13 protein-coding genes and 1 pseudogene are annotated in these 20161 nt (G+C 71.2%); 7 read left to right on the top strand and 7 right to left on the bottom strand.

Annotation, left to right across the window (positions count from 1 at the left end):
* Positions 1-2 precede the first annotated feature (2 nt).
* The gene (locus NMN56_RS15510) at positions 3-1100 is read left to right on the top strand and encodes an aldo/keto reductase (protein WP_274043838.1); all 1098 of its coding nucleotides are present in this window, start codon (positions 3-5) and stop codon (positions 1098-1100) included.
* A 199-nt stretch (positions 1101-1299) separates the two neighbouring features.
* Here the strand turns inward: NMN56_RS15510 and NMN56_RS15505 are convergent, their stop codons facing one another.
* The 4 genes and pseudogenes from NMN56_RS15505 to speB form a co-directional block, all read right to left on the bottom strand.
* The gene (locus NMN56_RS15505; RefSeq protein WP_430542591.1) at positions 1300-5319 is read right to left on the bottom strand and encodes an ABC transporter ATP-binding protein; all 4020 of its coding nucleotides are present in this window, start codon (positions 5317-5319) and stop codon (positions 1300-1302) included.
* A 233-nt stretch (positions 5320-5552) separates the two neighbouring features.
* Positions 5553-6638 carry an esterase-like activity of phytase family protein gene (locus tag NMN56_RS15500; protein WP_274043836.1) on the bottom strand — a complete coding sequence of 362 codons (1086 nt, stop codon included), beginning with the start codon at positions 6636-6638 and terminating at the stop codon, positions 5553-5555.
* 337 nt (positions 6639-6975) lie between these two features.
* Positions 6976-7218 (bottom strand): annotated as a pseudogene (locus NMN56_RS15495) (helix-turn-helix domain-containing protein); the annotation flags it as partial.
* A 567-nt stretch (positions 7219-7785) separates the two neighbouring features.
* Positions 7786-8775 (bottom strand): agmatinase, encoded by a 990-nt coding sequence (speB, locus tag NMN56_RS15490; RefSeq protein ID WP_274043835.1) that lies wholly within the window; start codon positions 8773-8775, stop codon positions 7786-7788.
* A gap of 114 nt (positions 8776-8889) precedes the next feature.
* On the opposite strand from speB, the gene NMN56_RS15485 reads away from it, so the two are divergent.
* Both NMN56_RS15485 and erm read left to right on the top strand, forming a co-directional pair.
* Positions 8890-9720, top strand: coding sequence for a phosphatase (locus tag NMN56_RS15485; protein ID WP_274043834.1), 831 nt, complete (start codon positions 8890-8892; stop codon positions 9718-9720).
* Positions 9721-10141: 421 nt separating this feature from the next.
* Positions 10142-11008: an ErmE/ErmH/ErmO/ErmR family 23S rRNA (adenine(2058)-N(6))-methyltransferase gene (gene erm, locus NMN56_RS15480; protein WP_274043833.1), complete on the top strand. Its 867-nt coding sequence runs from the start codon at positions 10142-10144 to the stop codon at positions 11006-11008.
* Here the strand turns inward: erm and tesB are convergent.
* The 3 genes from tesB to NMN56_RS15465 form a co-directional block, all read right to left on the bottom strand.
* A complete protein-coding gene (gene tesB, locus NMN56_RS15475) occupies positions 10938-11825 on the bottom strand; it encodes an acyl-CoA thioesterase II (protein ID WP_274043988.1) in 888 nt (295 codons plus the stop codon). The two genes, erm and tesB, sit on opposite strands and share 71 nt — an antisense overlap.
* Before the next feature lie 56 nt (positions 11826-11881).
* Positions 11882-13039: an acyl-CoA dehydrogenase family protein gene (locus tag NMN56_RS15470; protein WP_274043831.1), complete on the bottom strand. Its 1158-nt coding sequence runs from the start codon at positions 13037-13039 to the stop codon at positions 11882-11884.
* Positions 13040-13109: 70 nt separating this feature from the next.
* Complete coding sequence (locus NMN56_RS15465) at positions 13110-13766, bottom strand: SACE_7040 family transcriptional regulator (protein WP_274043830.1); 657 nt, start codon at positions 13764-13766, stop codon at positions 13110-13112.
* A gap of 101 nt (positions 13767-13867) precedes the next feature.
* Here NMN56_RS15465 and NMN56_RS15460 point away from each other — a divergent pair, with 101 nt between their 5' ends.
* The 4 genes from NMN56_RS15460 to NMN56_RS15445 all read left to right on the top strand — a co-directional run bounded on the left by NMN56_RS15460 (position 13868) and on the right by NMN56_RS15445 (position 20131).
* The gene (locus NMN56_RS15460; protein WP_274043829.1) at positions 13868-15562 is read left to right on the top strand and encodes a carboxyl transferase domain-containing protein; all 1695 of its coding nucleotides are present in this window, start codon (positions 13868-13870) and stop codon (positions 15560-15562) included.
* Between the two features lie 82 nt (positions 15563-15644).
* Positions 15645-17903 carry an ATP-binding protein gene (locus NMN56_RS15455; protein ID WP_274043828.1) on the top strand — a complete coding sequence of 753 codons (2259 nt, stop codon included), beginning with the start codon at positions 15645-15647 and terminating at the stop codon, positions 17901-17903.
* Complete coding sequence (locus NMN56_RS15450; RefSeq protein ID WP_274043827.1) at positions 17900-18961, top strand: hydroxymethylglutaryl-CoA lyase; 1062 nt, start codon at positions 17900-17902, stop codon at positions 18959-18961. Before NMN56_RS15455 ends, NMN56_RS15450 begins: the two co-directional genes overlap by 4 nt.
* Positions 18962-18964: 3 nt before the next feature.
* Positions 18965-20131 carry an acyl-CoA dehydrogenase family protein gene (locus tag NMN56_RS15445; protein WP_274043826.1) on the top strand — a complete coding sequence of 389 codons (1167 nt, stop codon included), beginning with the start codon at positions 18965-18967 and terminating at the stop codon, positions 20129-20131.
* The last annotated feature ends 30 nt before the right edge of the window (positions 20132-20161 follow it).

The raw sequence follows: 20161 nt of genomic DNA, 5'->3' as shown, positions 1-20161 counted from the left end.
CGGTGAACCGAAAGGCAAAGGCAGGGAAGATGGACTACGTCGCGCTCGGGCGTTCGGGGCTCAAGGTCTCGCGATTCGCCCTCGGTACGCTCACCGCCGGCAACGATCCGCAGTTCGCGCAGATGGCAGGGCTGGACGCCGATGCCTACCGGCGGCTGTTCGACATCGCCTTCGACCACGGGGTGAACCTGGTCGACACCGCGAACATGTACTCCTTCGGTCAGGCTGAGGAGATCACCGCGCAGGCGCTGGCGGGGCGGCGTGACGACATCGTGCTGACGTCCAAGGTGCGGATGCCGCTCGGGGACGGCCCGAACGACGGCGGCGCCAGCCGCCACCACATCCTCCGCGAGGTCGAGAACAGCCTGCGCAGGCTGCGGACCGACCACCTGGACCTGCTCTACACGCACCAGTGGGACGGCCTGACCCCCGTCGAGGAGACACTCGCAGCGCTGGACACGCTCGTCAGGGACGGCAAGGTCCGCTACCTCGGCACCTCGAACTACAGCGCGTGGCAGCTGAGCAAGACCGTCCACACCGCGCGGTCGCTGGGGCTGACGGAGCCCGTTGTCCAGCAGATGTACTACACACCTGAGGCACGCGAGATCGAGTACGAGATCCTGCCCGCCGCCCGGGACCTCGGTATCGGCACCTTCGTCTGGAGCCCGCTCGGGGAAGGGCTGCTCAGCGGAAAGGTACGGCGCGGCCAGGAGACTCCGGCGACCACCCGGCAGGGCACCGACTGGCCGGAACCCCACGTGACCGACTGGGAGCGGGCCTACTCCGTCATCGAGACCCTCGACGGCATCGCGCAGCGCCACGGCGTCTCGGTCCCGCGCGTCGTGCTCGCCTGGCTCCTGCGCAGGCCCGGCGTCACGGGCATCGTTCTCGGCGCCCGTTCCGAGGACCATCTGCGCGACAACCTGGCGGCCGGGGAACTGCGGCTGACCGACCAGGAGCACGAGACCATCACCACGGTCTCGCAACTCCCGGCCTATTACCCGTGGTGGCACCGGGCCCTCAACGCCTCGGACCGCCCCGACCCCGCGGAAGAGCCCTACCTGGCCGAGTTCGCCGCCGCCGCACGGCGCGGCTCCTAACCCGACCAGCCGGACCAACCCGGCTAGCCGGACCCGTCCGACCAGTCCTGGGCCGAGGCCAAAGGCCCGGTGCCCGAGGCCCCGAGCCTTGGGTTCTGGGCCCACGGGCCTCCGGGACCCCCCGGGCTTCAGAACCCTCGGGCTCCAGGACTCTCCCGCGCGCCCGAACCCTCGGGCTCCCGGCCTCGGGCTTCCGGGGTCAGACGTTCACCGACGCCGACTCCGCCTCCGGTTCCGTCCCGGGCCCGTTGTCCGCTCCGGGCCCCGTGCCCGTGCCCGGGCCCGCTCCCGGCTCCGTGCCCGCTCCCGGCTCCGTCTCCACGCCGGGCTCCCACTCCCCCGTGAACGTGCGCCACAGGCGCGCATAGCGGCCGTTGAGGGCAAGCAGCTCCTCGTGGGTGCCGTCCTCCGCCACGCGTCCGTGGTCGAGGACCACGACGCGGTCGGCGCGGGCAGCCGTGGTGAGGCGGTGCGCGACGACGAGGGTGGTACGTGACCTGGCGAGGCGGTCCGTTGCCTGGTTGACCAGGGACTCGGTGGCCAGGTCGAGCGCCGCCGTGGCCTCGTCGAGCAGCAGGATGCCGGGATCGACGAGTTCGGCGCGCGCGAGGGCGATCAGCTGGCGCTGTCCGGCCGAAAGGTTCCTGCCGCGCTCGTCCACCTGGTGGAGGTAGCCGTCCGAGAGCGAGGCGATCATGTCGTGCGCGCCCACGCCCCGCGCCGCCGCCTCCACCTCGGCGTCGGTGGCGTCCATCCGCCCATAGGCGATGGCATCACGCACCGTGCCCGGGAACAGATACGGCTCCTGGGGCACCACGCCCAAGTGGTGCCTGTAGGCGGTCAGATCGACGTCACGCAGGTCCATACCGTCCACACGGACGGTGCCCTCGCTGGGGTCGTAGAACCGCGCCACCAGCTTGACCAGCGTCGACTTACCCGCGCCGGTCTCGCCCACGAAGGCGACCGTCTGCCCGGCCGGGATCGTCAGCCGGATGTCGGAGAGCGCCTCCACCTCGGTCCCGCGCCCGGTGGCACCGTGCCCGCCCGCGCTCTTCACGGGACCGCTAGTGACGGCCTCGCTCTTCACGGCCGCACTCTTGACGGCCTCGCTCTTCACAGGCTCGCCCTCGGGCGCCGCCTCGTCCGCCGTCGTGTAGCGGAAGTGCACGTCCTCGAACGTGATGTCGCCGCGCAGCCCGGAGAGGGAACGCGGGGCCGCCGGCTCGGGTGTGGTGGTCTCCTCGCGCAGCAGCTCCTGGATGCGGCGCAGCGAGACGGCTGCCTGCTGGTACCCGTCGAAGACCTGCGAGAGCTGCTGAACGGGCGCGAAGAACAGCTCGATGTAGAGGAGATAGGCGACCAGGGCGCCCGCCGTGAGCGTGCTGTTCTCGATCCGGCCCGCACCGACGACCAGCACGGCTGCCGTGGCGAGCGAGGCGAGGAGCTGGACGAACGGGAAGTAGACGGATATCAGCCACTGGCCGCGCACCCGCGCCCTGCGGTAGCCGTCGCTGCGCCGCTCGAACTGGTCGGCGCCGCGCTCCTCCCCGCGGAACGCCTGCACCATCCGGAGTCCGGCGACGGACTCCTGGAGGTTGGCGTTGACGACGCTGACCCTTTCCCGCGCCAGTTCGTACGCCTTCACGCTCTTCCTGCGGAAGAAGACCGTGCCCAGGACCAGCAGCGGCAGCGTCGCGAAGACGACCAGCGCGAGCTGGACGTCGATGACCAGGAGGGCGACGAGGATCCCGAGGAAGGTGAAGAGGGAGACGACGGCGGTGACGAGCCCCGTCTGGAGGAACGTGGACAGCGCGTCCACATCGGTCGTCATACGGGTCATCACGGCACCACCGAGGTGCCGCTCGTAGTAGTCGAGCCCCAGCCGCTGGAGCTGCGCGAAGATCTTCACGCGCAGGGAGTAGAGCACCCGTTCGCCGGTACGGCCCGTCAGCCGCAGCGAACCGTACTGCGCGGCCCACTGGGTGAGCACAACGGCCAGCGCCAGCCCAGAGGCGAGCCAGACGGCCGCCAGCGCGCCCTTTTCCACACCGTCGTCGATGCCGTGCCGGATCAGCACGGGCAGCGCGAGTCCGAACCCGGCGTCCAGCGCGGCGAACAGCAGCGCCAGACCCAGCGCAGCGCCGAACCCGCGCAGCAGCCGCCGCAGCCCGTAGGAGTCCTCGCGCCGCTCGGCAGCCGCCTCGTCGATGTCCGGAACGTCGTTGGCCGGCGGCAACGCCGCGACCTTGGCGAGCAGTTCGGGGCTGCCTGGCATGGCGGCCAGCTCGGAGCCGAAGCTGCCGGGCCGTCCTGTCTGTCCCGCGGCACCCGTCGCCGTGCTTCCGCCTTCGCCCCCTCCGTCGTCCTCGCCGTCATCCGCGCGCACCCACAGTTCGGGCGTGACACCGCCGACGGCGTTGTGCGCGTCGTGCACCGCCATGCCGGCCGGGTCGCGGTCGACCTCGCCCAGTTCGTCGGGGTCGGTGAGCAGGCGCCGGTAGAGCGCGCAGCGCTCGGTCAGCTCCTCGTGCGTACCGATGTCGGCGAGCCGTCCCCCGTCGAGCACGGCGATACGGTCGGCGAGCGCGAGGGTCGACTGACGGTGGGCGATGAGCAGGGTCGTACGGCCCGCCATCACCCCGCGCAGTGCCTCATGGATCTCATGCTCGACCCGCGCGTCGACCGCCGAGGTCGCGTCGTCCAGGAGCAGCAGGCGCGGGTCGGTGAGGATGGCACGGGCGAGCGCTATGCGCTGGCGCTGGCCGCCGGAGAGGCTGAGTCCCTGCTCGCCGACGGTGGTGTCGTACCCGTCGGAGAGCTGCTCTATGAACCCGTCGGCCTGGGCGGCCCGCGCCGCGGCCCGTATCTGTGCGTCGGTGGCGTCGGGTGCGCCGTAGGCGATGTTCTCGCGGATGGTCGAGGAGAACAGGAAGCTGTTCTCCGGGACGAGGCCGATGGCCGAGCGCAGGGAGTCCAGGGTCAGTTCGCGTACGTCCTGGCCGCCCACGCGCACAGCGCCGCCCGTGACGTCGTAGTAGCGCGGCAGCAGCATCGAGACGGTGGACTTGCCGCTGCCGCTGGTACCGACGAGCGCGACGGTCTCACCGGGCTCTATGCGCATGCTGAAGCCGTCCAGCACGGGCGTGCCGGAGGCGTATCCGAAGGTGACGTCGTCGAACTCGACGGAGGCGTCGGCGTCCTCGGGCAGCGCGGCGGCCGTGGGGCTCTCGGCCATCTGCGGCTCGGTGTCGATGAGGTCGTAGACCCGTTCGACACCGGCGCGTGCCTGCTGCCCGACGGTGAGCATCATGGCGAGCATCCGGACGGGGCCGACGAGCTGCGCGAGGTACGTGGAGAAGGCCACGAAGGTGCCCAGGGTGATCTGGCCGCGCGTGGCCATCCAGCCGCCGAGCGCCAGCATGGCGACCTGTCCGAGCGACGGGATCGACTGAAGGGCGGGGGTGTAGCGGGCGTTGAGCCGCACCGTGCGCATCCTGCCCGCGAAGAGCGTGCGGCTGATGGCGCGCAGCTTGCCCGTCTCCTGGCCCTCCTGCCCGAAGCCCTTGACGACGCGTACGCCGGTGACGGAGCCGTCGACCACGGAGGCCACGGCGCCGGCCTGCTGCTGTGCGTACCAGGTGGCGGGGAAGAGGCGCTTGCGGCTGCGGTCGGCGATCCACCACAGCAGCGGGAAGACGGCGACCGAGACGAGGGTCAGCAGTGGCGAGAGGAAGAGCATCACGACGAGCGCGACGAGGAACAGCAGGATGTTGCCGATCATCATGGGCAGCATGAACAGCAGGCTCTGCACCAGCTGGAGGTCGCTGGTGCCGCGCCCGACGACCTGCCCTGTGGACAGCTCGTCCTGGCTGCGGCCGTCGAGCCTGACGATCGAGCGGTACATCTCGGTACGCAGGTCGTGCTGGACGTCGAGCGCGAGCCGCCCTCCGTAATAGCGCCGCGCGAAGGTGAGGACGTAGACCACGCCGGCGGCGGCCATCAGCAGACCGACCCACACCCACAGTCCACCCTCGCCGCCGACCACGACATCGTCGATGATCACCTTGGTCAGCAGCGGCACGAGCGCCATGACGGCCATGCCGCCCAGTGAGGCGCCGAGCGCCAGCGTCACCGCACGCTTGTACCGCCAGCAGTAGCCGGCCAGTCGCCTGGCCCAGCCCGGCTGCCCGGACCCTTCCTTCGTCGCCGTGCGCGCCACACCGCTTCCCTTCACGTCGCCGTTCACCTGCCCGAAGGGCCCAACGTACGAGTGTCGGGTTTTCATCCCGCCGACCGACCGGCGCGAGGAAGTCACGACCAGGGCCTTAGGACCACGGACCGGCGTGCCCTACAACCAGGGGCGCATACGAGTACCCCGGGCGCCCGTACGAGGTGCGGCGGCGCCCGTACGGGTCGGGGTGGCGCCCCGTACGGGGACGAGGTGGCGCACGCCTACGGGTGGGGCAGCCGCGCGGTCAACTCGTAGAGGCGCGTGACCTGTTCGGCCCGCTCGTTGTCGTCACTGGCCAGCAGCAGGCGGAGGCGTCCATCGCGCGCGTGGCCCATGACGGCCAGGGCCTCGATGTTGTCGAGGAGCGGGTTGGGTTGGGGCGACGGGTTGGGCGCTCCCAGGTCGGGGCAGTCGCCGAGGTCGGCCAGGAGCGTCTTGCGCACCATGTGGGTGCCGTTCTCGCCCGTGAGCCTGTCCACGCTGCGTACGTCGTCGGCACCGCGGGGGTCGGCCAAGTAGAGCCGGATCGTGTTGGCGCCGGCCTCCACGTCGTAGCCGCGTTCGAGAACGAGGAGGCGTCCGTCGCCCGTCGCTGCGACCTCGGCGACCCCCAGTGCGCGGTCCACGGGGTAGCCCCACTGGCGCGAGAGCCCGTAGCTCCCGTGGCTGCCGTGCGTCCGCTGCCAGGTCTGGAACCGGACCAGCTGACGCCCGCTCGCGTCCGTGCCGTCGCCCGTCAGCGGCCCCTCCATGGAAGCGATCAGGACACGGCCGCCCGGCTGCGCCGTCAGCCCCTCGAAGGTCTGGTTGTGCTGCGCGCGTCCCTGTGGTGCGACCCTCAGCGCTTCCGGAACGGGCAGGCGCTGCCCTGTGAACGTCCCGTCGCGCGCGTGCCGCCGTACGGAGGGCTCGGCCTCGGAGGTGACCAGGCGCTGTCCGTCACGCTCGACGACGAGCCCCTCGGAGTCCAGCGGCGCCCCGTTGCCGTCGGCGAGGGCCACGGCTCCGGTCGTACGCGGGGTGTTCCCCCGCACGTCGAGGGAGAACAGCACGGAGCGGTCGGAGAGCGCGGCGGCGTGCCCCTCGGTGTCCTGCGCGAGCGCGGAGATCCCAGTGACGGGGTGCCCCTGGTACTCGGTCTTGTCGAGCGCGTCCGAGTAGCCCCGTAGCGCGACGGACGGCGAGCAGGCGTGCCCGTGACGTACTACGGGCGGACCGGACGTGCCAGCAGCGGCGACGGAGCTGGGCGCCGAGGCGGCCAGGGCCAGAATGGCGGTCGCGGCGGCGAGCGGGATACGCGGGCGCATGGGTCCCCTTCGCGGAACACGGGCAGACGCTGAATGGCACGGAATGGCACGGGATGGCACAGGTGCGACGGAGCGGCCCCGGTGTGGCGCACACCGCCCGCGCACGCTAGCCCCGCGCGCCCCGCACCACCAGGTCACCGTCCGTTCAGCGGGACGCGTACCGGAGCGCTGCCTCCACGCTCAGGCCGCCCCCGCCGACCCCGCTCCCGACCGGAACGACACCTGCGGGAACGCCACCGCCCAGCACGGCACCGACAGGGACCGCGCCTTCCTGCCCGTCCGCGTCCGGATCCACGTCCGCGTCCACGTCTACGCCCGGACCCAGGTCCAGAACGGTCACGGCTGCGCACCGCGCGGCAACCTCGTCCAGCGTCAGCCCCAGCGCCGAGGTGAGCGCGGCGACGGTGAAGAAGGCGGGTGTGGGAGCGCGGCCTGTCTCGATCTTGCGGAGGGTCTCGGGGGAGATGCCCGCCACTGCCGCGACCTCCGTGATGCTCCGCGCACCCCGCGCGGCGCGCAACAAGCTGCCCAGGAACCGGCCGCGTTCGCGTTCCAGCTGCGTGAGAGGAGTACGTACCATGCCGCGATACTAATACCGGTACAAGAATGGGAGGCGGCGCGGAAGGCGCCCAGCGCCGCAGTCGCCACCTCAGCGTTCCCGCACCATCGCCCCGACTTCACGCCCGGGCATCGAGGTGACCCTCACGCAATCCGGCGGTGCTCCCGTACGGGCTCGCGGCCGACCCCCCGACCGGCCGCGGGCCCCGGGGACCGAGGGCGGCCCGGACGAGCGTCAGCTCCTCCGAGACCGCCCCGGCCGTGGCGGCGCGTCCCTGGGCGCGTGCAGACAGGCACCCCCCACGAGGCCAGCCCTGCCGCCTACCGCTCCGCGCCGCCGTCCCGCGCGGGATTACGTCGTGCAGTCTGTCGAGAACTTCCACGCAATGCACATCGACCGATCAAATTCAGTAACGTCCCGTGTTAAACCAGTGGCAGATAGTGACTGGCGCGGACACTTTCCTGGCTCCCGTCAAGCCCCGTCCACCAGCGGGGTTCGGCCGTGTGCCCCACAGCCCCCTCTCCGACCGGGCGTCGCTTCCCGCATCAGAGCGGAACCACCCCGTCCCCAACACGGCCGGAAACCGCACTAGTCCGTGTCCGGACCCTTCTCACGGGCCTCAGCGATCTGCCGTGACATGAGGGTCGTCAGCTCATATGCCGTGTGCGAGGCGGCGACAGAAGTGATCTCCGCGTGGTCATAGGCGGGCGCGACCTCCACCAGATCCGCCGAGACGAGATGGCAGTCGGCCAACCCGCGCAGAATCTCCAGCAGTTCACGCGAGGTGAGCCCGCCCGCCTCCGGTGTCCCCGTACCGGGCGCGTGCGCCGGGTCGAGCACGTCGATGTCGACCGATATGTAGAGCGGCCGGTTCCCTATGCGCTGCCGTAGCTGGTCGGTCACCTCGTCCACGCCACGGCGCATCACATCGGCCGAGGTCACGATCCCGAAGCCCATCCTCTCGTCCTCGTCCAGGTCCTTCTTGCCGTACAGCGGACCGCGCGTACCCACGTGCGAGAGCGCGGCCGTGTCCAGCAGCCCCTCCTCGGAGGCCCGCCGGAACGGGGTGCCATGGGTGTAGGCAGCGCCGAAGTAGGTGTCCCAGGTGTCCAGATGCGCGTCGAAGTGCAACAGGGCGACGGGCCCGTGCTTGCGCGCCATGGAACGCAGCAGCGGCAGCGCGATGGTGTGGTCGCCGCCGAGCGTCATCAGCCGGGCGCCCGAGTCCAGCAGCGCGTCGGCGGCGTCCTGCACGGTCCCCACCGCCTCCCCGATGTCGAACGGGTTCACGGCGATGTCTCCCGCGTCCGCGACCTGCGCCAGCGCGAACGGCGAGGCGTCCTGCGCCGGGTTGTAGGGCCGCAGCAGGCGGGACGCCTCCCGGATCGCGTTGCCACCGAAGCGGGCGCCGGGCCGGTACGAGACGCCGGAGTCGAAGGGGACGCCGACCACCGCGACATCCGCGCGGCCTCCCGTCTCGTCGATACGGGGCAGTCGCGCGAAGGTCGCGGGACCGGCGTAACGGGGCACACGGGACGAGTCGACGGGGCCACGGGGAGCGTTCTCACTGCTGGTCATGGCGCAGAGCGTAGGCACCCGGAAGCCGTCCGGAAGATGGACGGATCTGAGGAGCGGCGGGCCGCCTTTTGGACACTCCGTCCATCGAGCGCCCGTACGAGACACAATGGACTCATGCCACAGCCTCTCCTGCCGGTGACACTTCCCTTGCCGCTGCCGGCCCCACCCTCCCGCGACGAGCTGTCCAGCCACCTGCTGCGCACCCGCATCACGGGAGATGTCGCCACGCCGCGCGAGAACAATCTCGACCACTACAGGAAGCTCGCCAACGGCGACCGGCACTACTGGCTCGGCCTGGAACTGGGCGAGCGCTGGGCCGACGAACAGGACGTGCTCGCCGTCATGGCGGAACGCTGCGGCGTCAACGACGACCCGGACTACCGCACGGGCCAGGACACCATCGACCCCGAGCTGACCATAGGCGCGCTGGACAGGGCAGCCGCCGAGCTGCGGAAGGCGGCGGAGGGGCAGCGGCGTGTGCTGTTCGCGACCGGGCACCCCGGCGCCCTGCTGGACATGCACGGCACCCTCGCGACGGCCCTGCGCGCCGTGGGCTGCGACATCGTCCGCGCCCCTGTGGGCGTCTTCGCCGACGACGGGGTCGTGGTGCAGTTCCAGGGCGTCGCCGCCTACGAGCGCGGCGCCTCGCTGTGGCACACCCACTCCCCCGAGCCCATGGCCGCCGTCCTGCGTGCCCTCGGGGAGGCGGGCGAGCCCCTGCCCGACCTGGTCGTCGCCGACCACGGATGGGCGGGCCGCGCAGCGCAGCACGGCCTCACCACGGTCGGCTTCGCCGACTGCAACGACCCGGCTCTCTTCCTCGGCGAGGCCGAGGACACGCTCGCTGTCACCGTCCCCCTGGACGACCACGTGGTGAACCCGCGCTTCTACGAGCCGATGACGGCCTACTTGCTGGAGGCCGCGGGCCTGGTCGGGGCCGCGTGACGCCCGGTCGGTGCGGTGCGGACCTTCAGCGTCTCCAGCGGCGCGCCCGGCCGCCACACCTCCCTCCACCGCCGGAAATTCCCTTGCGGGCCTCTGACGTGGCTTCCTAGGGTTCGTGGCATGGCTGCCTTCGCTTGCTTCTTCGCGGCGCGTAAGCGCGGGACCCCGGCCCTGCGCCAGGACGCCTGACCGCACAGCTCGCCCGTATCACCGTGGACCGCCCGGTCCACGGCGCGGACGTGTTCCGCGTCGGCACATGCCGCGTCGGCACGTCCCCCGCCGACATGTTCTCCGTCGGCGCGTGCTCCGCTGACGCGTTCCGCATTCCGTCCTGCGCGCGCAGGGCCACCGATGTCTCCACCGCATCGGGCAGGTCCTGGCATCCCAGCTCCGGCCTGTCCTCGATCAGAGGACCTCATCCGTGGCACGCCGCCGCAAGACGCTTTCCCAGAACTTCCTGAACTCCCCGTACGCCGTCGGGCTCGTCGTGCGCCTCGCCGCACCCGGCGCCGGTGAACTCGTGGTCGAACCCGGCGCGGGCGAGGGGGTGCTCACCCGTGCCCTCGCCCGCCGCTGCGACCGGCTCGTCGCCCATGAGGTCGATCCCGCCCTCATGGCCCGTCTCAGCGCACGCACCCGCGGCCTCGCCCATGTCCGCGCGGTACAGGGCGACTTCCTGCGGTCCCTGCCGCCGCGTGAACCGTTCGCCGTCGTCGGGAACATCCCCTTCTCCCGGACCTCGGACATCGTCCGGTGGTGCCTGGAGGCGCCGTCACTGACCTCGGCGACGCTCGTCACGCAACATGAGTACGCGCGCAAGCGCACCGGCGGGCACGGCAGATGGAGCCTGCTGACGGTGCGCACATGGCCCGAGTACGAGTGGCGGCTGCTCGCGCGCGTGACACGCCACCACTTCACGCCGGTGCCGCGCACCGACGCCGCCGTGCTGCGCGTGGAGCGCCGAACCGTACCGCTACTGGCACGCGAAGCCCTGCCGTACTACGGGGAGTTCACCGCGCACGGCTTCACCGGGGTGGGCGGTTCGCTGTTCGCGACGCTCTGCCGGCGCCACCCCACCCGGCGGGTACGGGCGGCGTTCCGGGACCTCGGACTGGCCGAGCCGGCACCAGTGGGACACGTGAACCCACAGCAGTGGCTGTCCCTCTTCGACGCCCTGTACGGGAACGGTCCCGCGCGTGCGCCGGTCACCACCGGGGTCAGCTCTCGCGCGGGATCCGCACCACGCCTTCCTGGATCACCGAGATCGCGAGCTTCCCGTCGCGGGTGAAGATCCGGCCCTTGGCGAGTCCCCGGCCGCTCTGCGCCGTCGGGGACTCCTGGTCGTACAGGAGCCATTCGTCGGCGCGGAACGGCCTGTGGAACCACATCGCGTGGTCCAGGCTGGCGCCCACCACGTCCCCCACGGCCCAGCCGCCCCGTCCGTGCGCGAGCAGGACGGAGTCGAGCAGCGTCATGTCGGAGACGTAGGTGGCCAGGCAGATGTGGAGCATGGGGTCGTCCCGCTCGCCGTCCAGCTTGCCGTTGGTGCGGAACCACACCTGGGAGCGCGGTTCGCCCGGCCTGCCCACACGGCCGAAGGGCGGCTCCTCCACGTAGCGCAGGTCGACGGCGGCGCGCGCCTTCAGTAGCCGCTCGGGCACCTGGGGATCGAGGAACAGCTCCCGGTAGCGCGGAAGGGTCTCCTCCGCTGTCGGCAGCGTCTCGGGGTCGGGCGCGTGGGGCATCGGCTCCTGGTGCTCCATCCCCTCCTCCTGCACCTGGAAGGAGGCGGACAGATGGAAGATCGGCTGTCCGTGCTGCACGGCGACCACGCGCCTGGTGGTGAAGGACCGGCCGTCGCGTATCCGGTCGACGGTGTACACGATCCGCGCACCCGGGTCGCCGGGACGCAGGAAGTACGCGTGCAGGGAGTGCGGCAGCCGCCCCTCGGGGACGGTGCGGCACGCCGCGACCAGCGCCTGCGCTGCGACCTGTCCCCCGAAGACGCGGGGCACGAGCGCCGACCTGCTGTGGCCGCGGAAGATGTCCTGCTCGACGCGTTCCAGGTCGAGCAGGTCGAGCAGGGAAGCGAGTTCGTCGCCCAGCTCCCCGCCCTTCCCCGCTGCGCCCGTGTTCACGGGCACATGGTCTTCGTCCACGTTCACAGGCCCATGGACTTCGCGACGATCGAGCGCATGACCTCGCTGGTGCCGCCGTAGATGCGCGAGACGCGGGTGTCCGCGTAGAGGTTGGCGATCGGGTATTCGAGCATGTAGCCGTAACCGCCGTGCAGCTGGAGGCACTTGTCGATGACCTTGGCCGCCAGCTCGGTGGTGAAGAGCTTGGCCGAGGCGGCGTCGGCCGGTGTCAGTTCGCCCGCGTCCAGGGCCTCCAGCGCGCGGTCGACGACGGCCTGCATCGCGTCGACGTCCGCCCTGCAGTCGGCGAGTACGAACTTGGTGTTCTGGAAGGAGGCGACCTCCTTGCCGAAGACCGTGCGCTCCTTGACGTACTCGTAGGCGAAGTTCACGGCCGCCGCGGACATGGCGTACGCGCCGAGGGCTATGCCGAGCCGCTCCTGCGGGAGGTTCTGGCCGAGGTAGGAGAACGCCTTGCCCTCCTCGCCGAGCAGGTCGGCGACCGGCACCTTGACGTCGGTGAAGGAGAGTTCGGCGGTGTCGGAGGCGCGCAGCCCGAGCTTGTCGAGCTTCCGCCCGACCGCGTACCCCTCGCTCCTGGTGTCGACGACGAGCAGGGATATGCCTCCCCTGCGGTCCTCGGGCGTGGGCGGCGCCGTCCGGGCGCACACGATGACGCGGTCGGCCTGGACGCCGCCGGTGATGAAGGTCTTGGCGCCGTTGAGGACGTAGTGCGTGCCGTCCTCGGACAGCTTCGCCGTGGTCTTCATGCCGGCCAGGTCGGAGCCGGTGCCGGGCTCGGTCATGGCGATGGCGGTCATCAGTTCGCCGGAGACGAAGTCAGGCAGCCAGCGTTTCTTCTGCTCCTCGTTGCCGTACTTGAGGATGTACGGCAGACACAGCGCGGTGTGCACGCTGGAGCCGCCGAAGCCGACACCCGCGCGGGCGCACTCCTCGGTGATCACGGCGTTGAACTTGAAGCTGGTCTCACCCGCGCCGCCGTACTCCTCGGGCACCTCTATGCCGAAGACGCCCAGCTCACCCAGCTTCTTGTAGAACTCGCGCGGTACGTAGCCCTGTTCGGCCCACTCGGGGTAGTAGGGCACGACCTCCGCCGCGATGAAGTCGCGGATCGTCTGGCGGAACGCTTCGTGGTCCTCGTTGAACACCGTGCGGCGCACAGCACGCCTCCTCGTCACCCTGGCCTTGGCTAAGCGCTTGCTCAGCTTCCGGTCTCAAGCTACCGAGCGGTCACCTCGGCTGTCCAGGCCCGCCCTCCCCGTAAGCGGGGTCGGCGGCGGGCGAGGCAGCCGCGAGAGCGCCGCGCGCGAGGCGGTGCAGCAGCGCCGCCGTGGTGTTCCTGCCGGGCAGCGCCGAGGTGCCGCTCAGATGCGGGGTGGAGTTGAGCAGCCCGAAGACCGTGTGCACCGAGACGCGGGCCTCCAGTTCGGTCAGGCCGGGATACAGCGCGCGGACGGCGCCGACCCACAGCTCGACGTACTGCCGCTGGAGCTTGCGCACCCGCTTGCGGTCGGCCTCCCTGAGCCGGTCCAGCTCGCGGTCGTGGAGGGTGATCAACTCGCGGTCGTCCAGCGCGAAGTCGATATGGCCCTCGATCAGCGAGTCGAGCGCCGCAGCCGGCGTGAGGCCCTCGGCCCCGGCTCTCTCGGAACGCTGCCTTCCGCCCTCGTAGAGCCGCTCACTGATACCGACGAGCAGCTCGGCGAGCATGGCGTCCTTGCCCGCGAAATGGCGGTACAGCCCCGGCCCGCTGATACCGACCGCGGCTCCTATCTCGTCGACGCCCACACCGTGGAAGCCGCGCTCGGCGAAGAGCCTGGCCGCCTCGCGGAGGATCTGCTCACGCCGGTTCGGTGCGGCCGTACCTGCGGCCGTCCTGGTGCTCATGCCGTCCATTCTAGACAGGCGCGTTAGTGAGCGTTAACCTGGTGGCGTCGAGTTAACGATGACTAACTCGCGGTGTCGTGTGTGCGAGGGGGCTCAGCGATATGGACGAGCAGACGGTGCGGGCCGTGAAGGACGGCGCGGGCGGCGTGAGCGGCGGTCCCGTCGCGCCGCGCCTGAAGAGCGCCGTCGACCCGGCCTCGGCCGCCGCCTCCGGGCACAGCAAGGCGCACCGCGAGCTGGCGGGGCAGCTGCGTGAGAAGCTGTCGGCCGCCAGGCTCGGCGGCGGCGAGAGGGCACGCGCGCGCCATACCGCGCGCGGAAAGCTGCTGCCCCGCGACCGCGTGGACGCGCTCCTGGACCCGGGCTCCCCGTTCCTTGAGCTGTCTCCGCTGGCGGCCGACGGAATGTACGAGGGTGCGGCTCCCGCCGCTGGACTGATCACCGGGATCGGCCGGGTCTCGGGCCGCGAAGTGGTGATCGTCGCCAATGACGCCACGGTCAAGGGCGGCACCTACTACCCGATGACGGTGAAGAAGCATCTGCGCGCCCAGGAGATCGCGTTCGAGAACAGGCTGCCCTGCCTGTATCTCGTCGACTCGGGCGGCGCCTTCCTGCCGATGCAGGACGAGGTCTTCCCCGACCGCGAGCACTTCGGCCGGATCTTCTTCAACCAGGCGCGGATGTCGGCTGCCGGGGTTCCGCAGATCGCGGCCGTGCTCGGCTCCTGCACGGCGGGCGGCGCCTATGTCCCCGCGATGAGCGACGAGGCCGTGATCGTGCGCGAGCAGGGCACGATCTTCCTCGGCGGCCCCCCGCTGGTGAAGGCCGCGACAGGCGAGGTCGTCACGGCCGAGGAGCTGGGCGGCGGTGAGGTGCACTCCCGGGTCTCGGGCGTCACCGACCATCTCGCGGAGGACGACGCGCACGCGCTGCGCACGGTGCGGCACATCGTCTCCACCCTCCCCGCTCCCCCGGGCCCCTCGGCGCTGCCCTGGACGGTGCGGCCCTCCGAGGAACCGGCGGTGGACCCGGCCGGACTGTACGGCGCGGTGCCGGCCGACTCGCGTACGTCCTACGACGTACGCGAGGTGATCGCTCGCGTGGTGGACGGCTCCCGCTTCCAGGAGTTCAAGGCGGAGTACGGCACGACGCTGGTCACCGGGTTCGCGCATGTGCACGGCCACCCGGTCGGCATCGTGGCCAACAACGGCATCCTGTTCTCCGAATCGGCCCAGAAGGGCGCCCACTTCATCGAGCTGTGCGACCAGCGCGGCATCCCGCTGCTGTTCCTCCAGAACATCTCGGGCTTCATGGTCGGCAGGGACTACGAAGCGGGGGGCATCGCCAAGCACGGCGCCAAGATGGTCACGGCCGTCGCCTGCGCGCGGGTGCCGAAGCTCACCGTCGTCATCGGGGGCTCCTACGGCGCGGGGAACTACTCGATGTGCGGACGGGCCTACAGCCCTCGGTTCCTGTGGATGTGGCCGAACGCCAAGATCTCCGTGATGGGCGGCGAGCAGGCCGCCTCGGTTCTGTCCACCGTGAAGCGGGACCAGTTGGAGGCGCGCGGCGAGGAGTGGAGCGCGGAGGACGAGGAGGCGTTCCGGGCCCCGGTCCGCGCCCAGTACGAGAGCCAGGGGAACGCCTACTACGCCACGGCGCGGCTGTGGGACGACGGCGTGATCGATCCGCTGGAGACCAGAAAGGTGCTGGGGCTCGCGCTCACCGCGTGTGCCAACGCACCGCTTCCGCACCGCGATCCGGACGCGCCACGGTTCGGCGTCTTCCGGATGTGAGCGCACCAGAGCGGAACCGACCGGAGGTGTCGCGGTGAACGGGGCGGATGTGAGCGGGAGCGGGATGGCGAGGAGAGGACCGATGTTCGACACGGTGCTGGTGGCCAATCGGGGCGAGATCGCGGTACGGGTGATCCGTACGCTCCGGGCGCTGGGCGTACGCGCGGTCGCGGTGCACAGCGACGCGGACGCCGACGCGCGCCACGTGCGGGAGGCCGACACCTCCGTGCGCATCGGCCCCGCTTCGGCGGCCGAGAGCTACCTCAGCGCCGAGCGGCTGCTGGAGGCGGCACGCCGCAGCGGGGCGCAGGCCGTGCACCCCGGCTACGGCTTCCTTGCGGAGAACGCGGCGTTCGCGCGGGCCTGCGAAGAGGCGGGGCTCACCTTCATCGGCCCTCCCGCGCACGCCATCGAGCTGATGGGCGACAAGATCCGCGCCAAGGAGACGGTGCGCGCAGCGGGCGTACCGGTCGTGCCCGGTTCCTCGGGCAGCGGGCTCAGCGATGCCGAACTGGCCGTGGCGGCACGGGACACGGGGCTGCCCGTGCTGCTGAAGCCGTCGGCAGGAGGCGGCGGCAAGGGCATGCGTCTGGTACGGGAAGCGGCGGCGCTGCCCGACGAGATCGCCGCCGCACGGCGTGAGGCACGCGGCGCCTTCGGGAACGACGGGCTGCTGGTCGAGCGCTGGGTCGACCGCCCCCGCCATATCGAGATCCAGGTGCTGGCCGACGGGCACGGCGGGGTACTGCACCTCGGCGAGCGCGAGTGCTCGCTCCAGCGGCGCCACCAGAAGATCATCGAGGAGGCGCCCAGCCCGCTGCTGGACGAGGAGACCCGGGCCGCGATGGGCGAGGCAGCCGTGAACGCGGCGCGCTCGTGCGGCTATCGGGGCGCCGGCACGGTCGAGTTCATCGTTCCGGGCGACGGCTCCGGGGCGTACTTCTTCATGGAGATGAACACGCGCCTCCAGGTGGAGCACCCGGTCACCGAACTGGTCACAGGGCTGGACCTCGTCGAGTGGCAGCTCCGTGTCGCGGCGGGAGAGCCACTGGCCTTCGGACAGAAGGACATCGCGCTCAACGGTCACGCGGTCGAGGCCCGTATCTGCGCCGAGACGGCCCGTATCGCAGCGGACCCGGGCGGCGAGGCCGGCACCGGAGGAGGCGGCGGCGGTCGGGTCGACTTCCTTCCCTCGGCAGGCAGGGTGCTGCTGCTCGACGAGCCGGAGGGCGACGGCGTACGCACCGACTCGGGCCTCGCGGAGGGCACGGAGGTGGGCACCACCTACGACCCGATGCTCTCCAAGGTCATCGTCTGGGGCCCCGACCGCCCCTCGGCGCTACGGGGACTGCGCGCGGCGCTCGCCCGTACGACGGTGCTGGGCGTGGACACCAACGCGGCGTTCCTGCGCGGGCTGCTGGCACACCCGGAGGTGGTCTCGGGGGATCTCGACACGGGCCTGGTCGAGCGCGCGGCGGCCGGACTGGTGCCGGACGGGGTGCCCGACGAGGTGTACGGCGCCGTGGCGCTGCTGCGGCAGGCGGAGCTGGGGGCGTCCTCGGCACGGGCAGCTGACGGCGAAGTCACCGGCTGGATCAGCCCGTTCGCTGAGCCGTCGGGCTGGCGGCTCGGCGGCGAGCCGGCCTGGACGGTGCACCCGATGCGGGTGCCGGGGCGCGAACCGGTCCGGATCGGAGTCCGGCCGCTGCCCGCCGGCGGCGAAGGCGTCGCCGACCTGGAAGTGAGCATCGACGGCGCGACGCCGGTCAGGGCGCGGCTCGCACCCGGGGCGGGGCACGGCTCGCGGATACGCATGGAGTGGGACGGCGTCACCCTCACCTTCAGCCGGGCCCTCTCCCAGGAGGACGGCGCCCCGGCGGTCTGGCTCGGCAGGGACGGCGAGGCATGGCAGGTGCGCGCGTACGACCCGGTGGAGGCCGCACTGCAAGGAGCTGTCGGCGCACACGGCGTGGACGCGCTCACCGCACCCATGCCCGGCACGGTCACCCTGGTCAAGGCGGCGGTCGGCGACGTGGTGACAGCGGGCCAGAGCCTCCTGGTCGTCGAGGCCATGAAGATGGAGCACGTGGTCGCGGCACCGCACGACGGCACGGTGACCGAACTGGACGTCACGGCAGGCAGCACGGTCGCCATGGACCAGGTACTCGCGGTCGTGGACCCCCATGAGACGCAGGAGACACAGGGAGCGCAGGACGCGCCGGAGGCGCACGGGTCCCTCTCCGCGCAGAAGGCACCCCCAGAAGGAGGGGCATCCCCCGCTCCTTCCGCAGATACGGCACCGCAGCCCCGGAAGAACGGGTCGAAGGAGGGCGCGGCATGAGTGACGCACGAGCGACACCCGCGACGGACGAAGGCCCGGCGGCGCTGCCGATGGTGTTCCCCATGGAGGGGCTGCCCGAGCGGGTACGTATCCACGAGGTCGGGCCACGCGACGGCCTGCAGAACGAGAAGACGGTCGTACCCGTCGAGGTGAAGGCCGAGTTCATCCGGCGCCTGGCGGCAGCGGGGCTCGACACCATCGAGGCAACGAGCTTCGTGCACCCCAAGTGGGTGCCCCAACTCGCCGACGCGGAAGAGCTGTACCCCCTCCTCACGGGCACGGGCCCGGGCCCGGACACAGGCACGGACACGGCCACAGGCACGGCCACAGGCACAGGCACGGGCACGGCCCTTCGCGGTGTCCGCCTCCCCGTTCTCGTCCCCAACGCGCGGGGCTTGCAGCGCGCGTTGGCGCTCGGGGCGCGGGAGATCGCGGTGTTCGCGAGCGCGACCGAGTCCTTCGCGAAGGCCAATCTGAACCGCACGGTGGACGAGTCGCTGGCGATGTTCGAGCCGGTGGTGAGCCAGGCCAAGGGGGAAGGGCTGCGGGTGCGCGGCTACTTGTCGATGTGCTTCGGCGACCCGTGGGAAGGCCCCGTCCCCCTCGCGCAGGTCGTCCGCGTGTGCCGCGCACTCGCTGACATGGGCTGCGACGAGCTGAGCCTGGGCGACACGATCGGCGTGGCCACACCGGGCCATGTCGCGGCGCTGCTCTCCGCACTGGACGGCGACGGGCTGCACGGGACGGGCCTGGCCGTCCACTTCCATGACACCTACGGCCAGGCACTCGCCAACACCATGACCGCGCTCCAGCACGGCGTGACGACCGTCGACGCCTCGGCCGGCGGCCTCGGCGGCTGCCCGTTCGCGAAGAGCGCCACGGGAAACCTCGCGACAGAGGACCTCGTCTGGATGCTGCACGGTCTCGGTGTCGAGACCGGCACCGACCTCGGTTCGCTCAGCGCCACAAGCGTCTGGATGGCCGAGCGGCTGGGCCGCCCCAGCCCCTCCCGTACGGTCCGCGCCCTCGCCGGTGCGGCCTCCCACAAGGAGCACTGAAGCATGGCTCTCGACCACCGCCTCTCCCCCGAGCACGAGGAACTCCGCCGCACGGTGGAGGAGTTCGCGCATGACGTCGTGGCCCCCAAGATCGGGGAGTTCTACGAGCGCCACGAGTTCCCTTACGAGATCGTCCGGCAGATGGGCTCCATGGGCCTGTTCGGCCTGCCCTTCTCCGAGGAGTACGGCGGCATGGGCGGCGACTATCTCGCCCTGTGCCTGGCCCTGGAGGAGCTGGCACGGGTCGACTCCTCGGTGGCGATCACCCTGGAGGCCGGGGTCTCGCTCGGCGCCATGCCGCTGTATCTGTACGGCACGGAGGAGCAGAAGCGCACCTGGCTGCCCCGCCTGTGCGCGGGAGAGATGCTGGGCGCCTTCGGGCTGACCGAGCCGGGGTTCGGCTCGGACGCGGGCGGCACGCGCACCACGGCGATACGCGACGAGGCGACGGGCGAGTGGGTGATCAACGGTACGAAGTCGTTCATCACCAACTCCGGTACGGACATCACGGGCCTGGTCACCGTCACGGCGGTCACAGGCCGCAAGGACGACGGTGCGCCGCGCATCTCCACGCTCATCGTTCCCTCCGGCACCCCCGGTTTCACGGTCGCGCCCGCCTACTCCAAGGTGGGGTGGAACGCCTCGGACACCCACGAGCTGTCCTTCGCCGACGTCCGCGTCCCGGAGGCGAATCTGCTCGGCGAAGAGGGCAGGGGGTACGCCCAGTTCCTGCGCATCCTCGACGAGGGCAGGATCGCGATTTCCGCGCTGGCCACGGGCCTCGCGCAGGGCTGCGTCGACGAGTCGGTGGAGTACGCCAACACCCGTACCGCCTTTGGCAAACCGATCGGCGCCAACCAGGCGATCCAGTTCAAGCTGGCCGACATGGAGATGCGCGCCCACACCTCCCGTATCGCCTGGCGGGACGCCGCCTCACGGCTGCTGGTGGGTGAGCCCTTCAAGAAGCAGGCGGCGCTGGCCAAGCTCTACTCCTCCGAGAGCGCCGTCACCAACGCCCGCGAGGCCACGCAGATCCACGGCGGGTACGGCTTCATGAACGAGTATCCGGTGGCCCGCATGTGGCGGGACGCGAAGATCCTGGAGATCGGGGAGGGCACGAGCGAGGTCCAGCGCATGCTCATCGCACGGGAGTTGGGCGTCGGAGGCTGAACCGCCCGGTGCCTGAACCGGGCGGTGCCT

The organism is Streptomyces iconiensis (assembly GCF_028657195.3).
Classification (GTDB): Bacteria; Actinomycetota; Actinomycetes; order Streptomycetales; family Streptomycetaceae; genus Streptomyces; species Streptomyces iconiensis.
The sequence above is the reverse complement of the archived record's forward strand: the minus strand, read 5'-3'. Positions and strand labels throughout refer to the sequence as shown.

Excerpts from the sequence above, each read along its gene's own strand:
- NMN56_RS15500 (WP_274043836.1), bottom strand. The coding sequence starts at position 6,638 with ATGCGCCCGCGTATCCCGCTCGCCGCCGCGACCGCCATTCTGGCCCTG.
- speB (WP_274043835.1), bottom strand. The coding sequence starts at position 8,775 with ATGACCAGCAGTGAGAACGCTCCCCGTGGCCCCGTCGACTCGTCCCGT.
- NMN56_RS15485 (WP_274043834.1), top strand. The coding sequence starts at position 8,890 with ATGCCACAGCCTCTCCTGCCGGTGACACTTCCCTTGCCGCTGCCGGCC.
- NMN56_RS15465 (WP_274043830.1), bottom strand. The coding sequence starts at position 13,766 with ATGAGCACCAGGACGGCCGCAGGTACGGCCGCACCGAACCGGCGTGAG.
- NMN56_RS15460 (WP_274043829.1), top strand. The coding sequence starts at position 13,868 with ATGGACGAGCAGACGGTGCGGGCCGTGAAGGACGGCGCGGGCGGCGTG.
- NMN56_RS15455 (WP_274043828.1), top strand. The coding sequence starts at position 15,645 with ATGTTCGACACGGTGCTGGTGGCCAATCGGGGCGAGATCGCGGTACGG.
- NMN56_RS15450 (WP_274043827.1), top strand. The coding sequence starts at position 17,900 with ATGAGTGACGCACGAGCGACACCCGCGACGGACGAAGGCCCGGCGGCG.
- NMN56_RS15445 (WP_274043826.1), top strand. The coding sequence starts at position 18,965 with ATGGCTCTCGACCACCGCCTCTCCCCCGAGCACGAGGAACTCCGCCGC.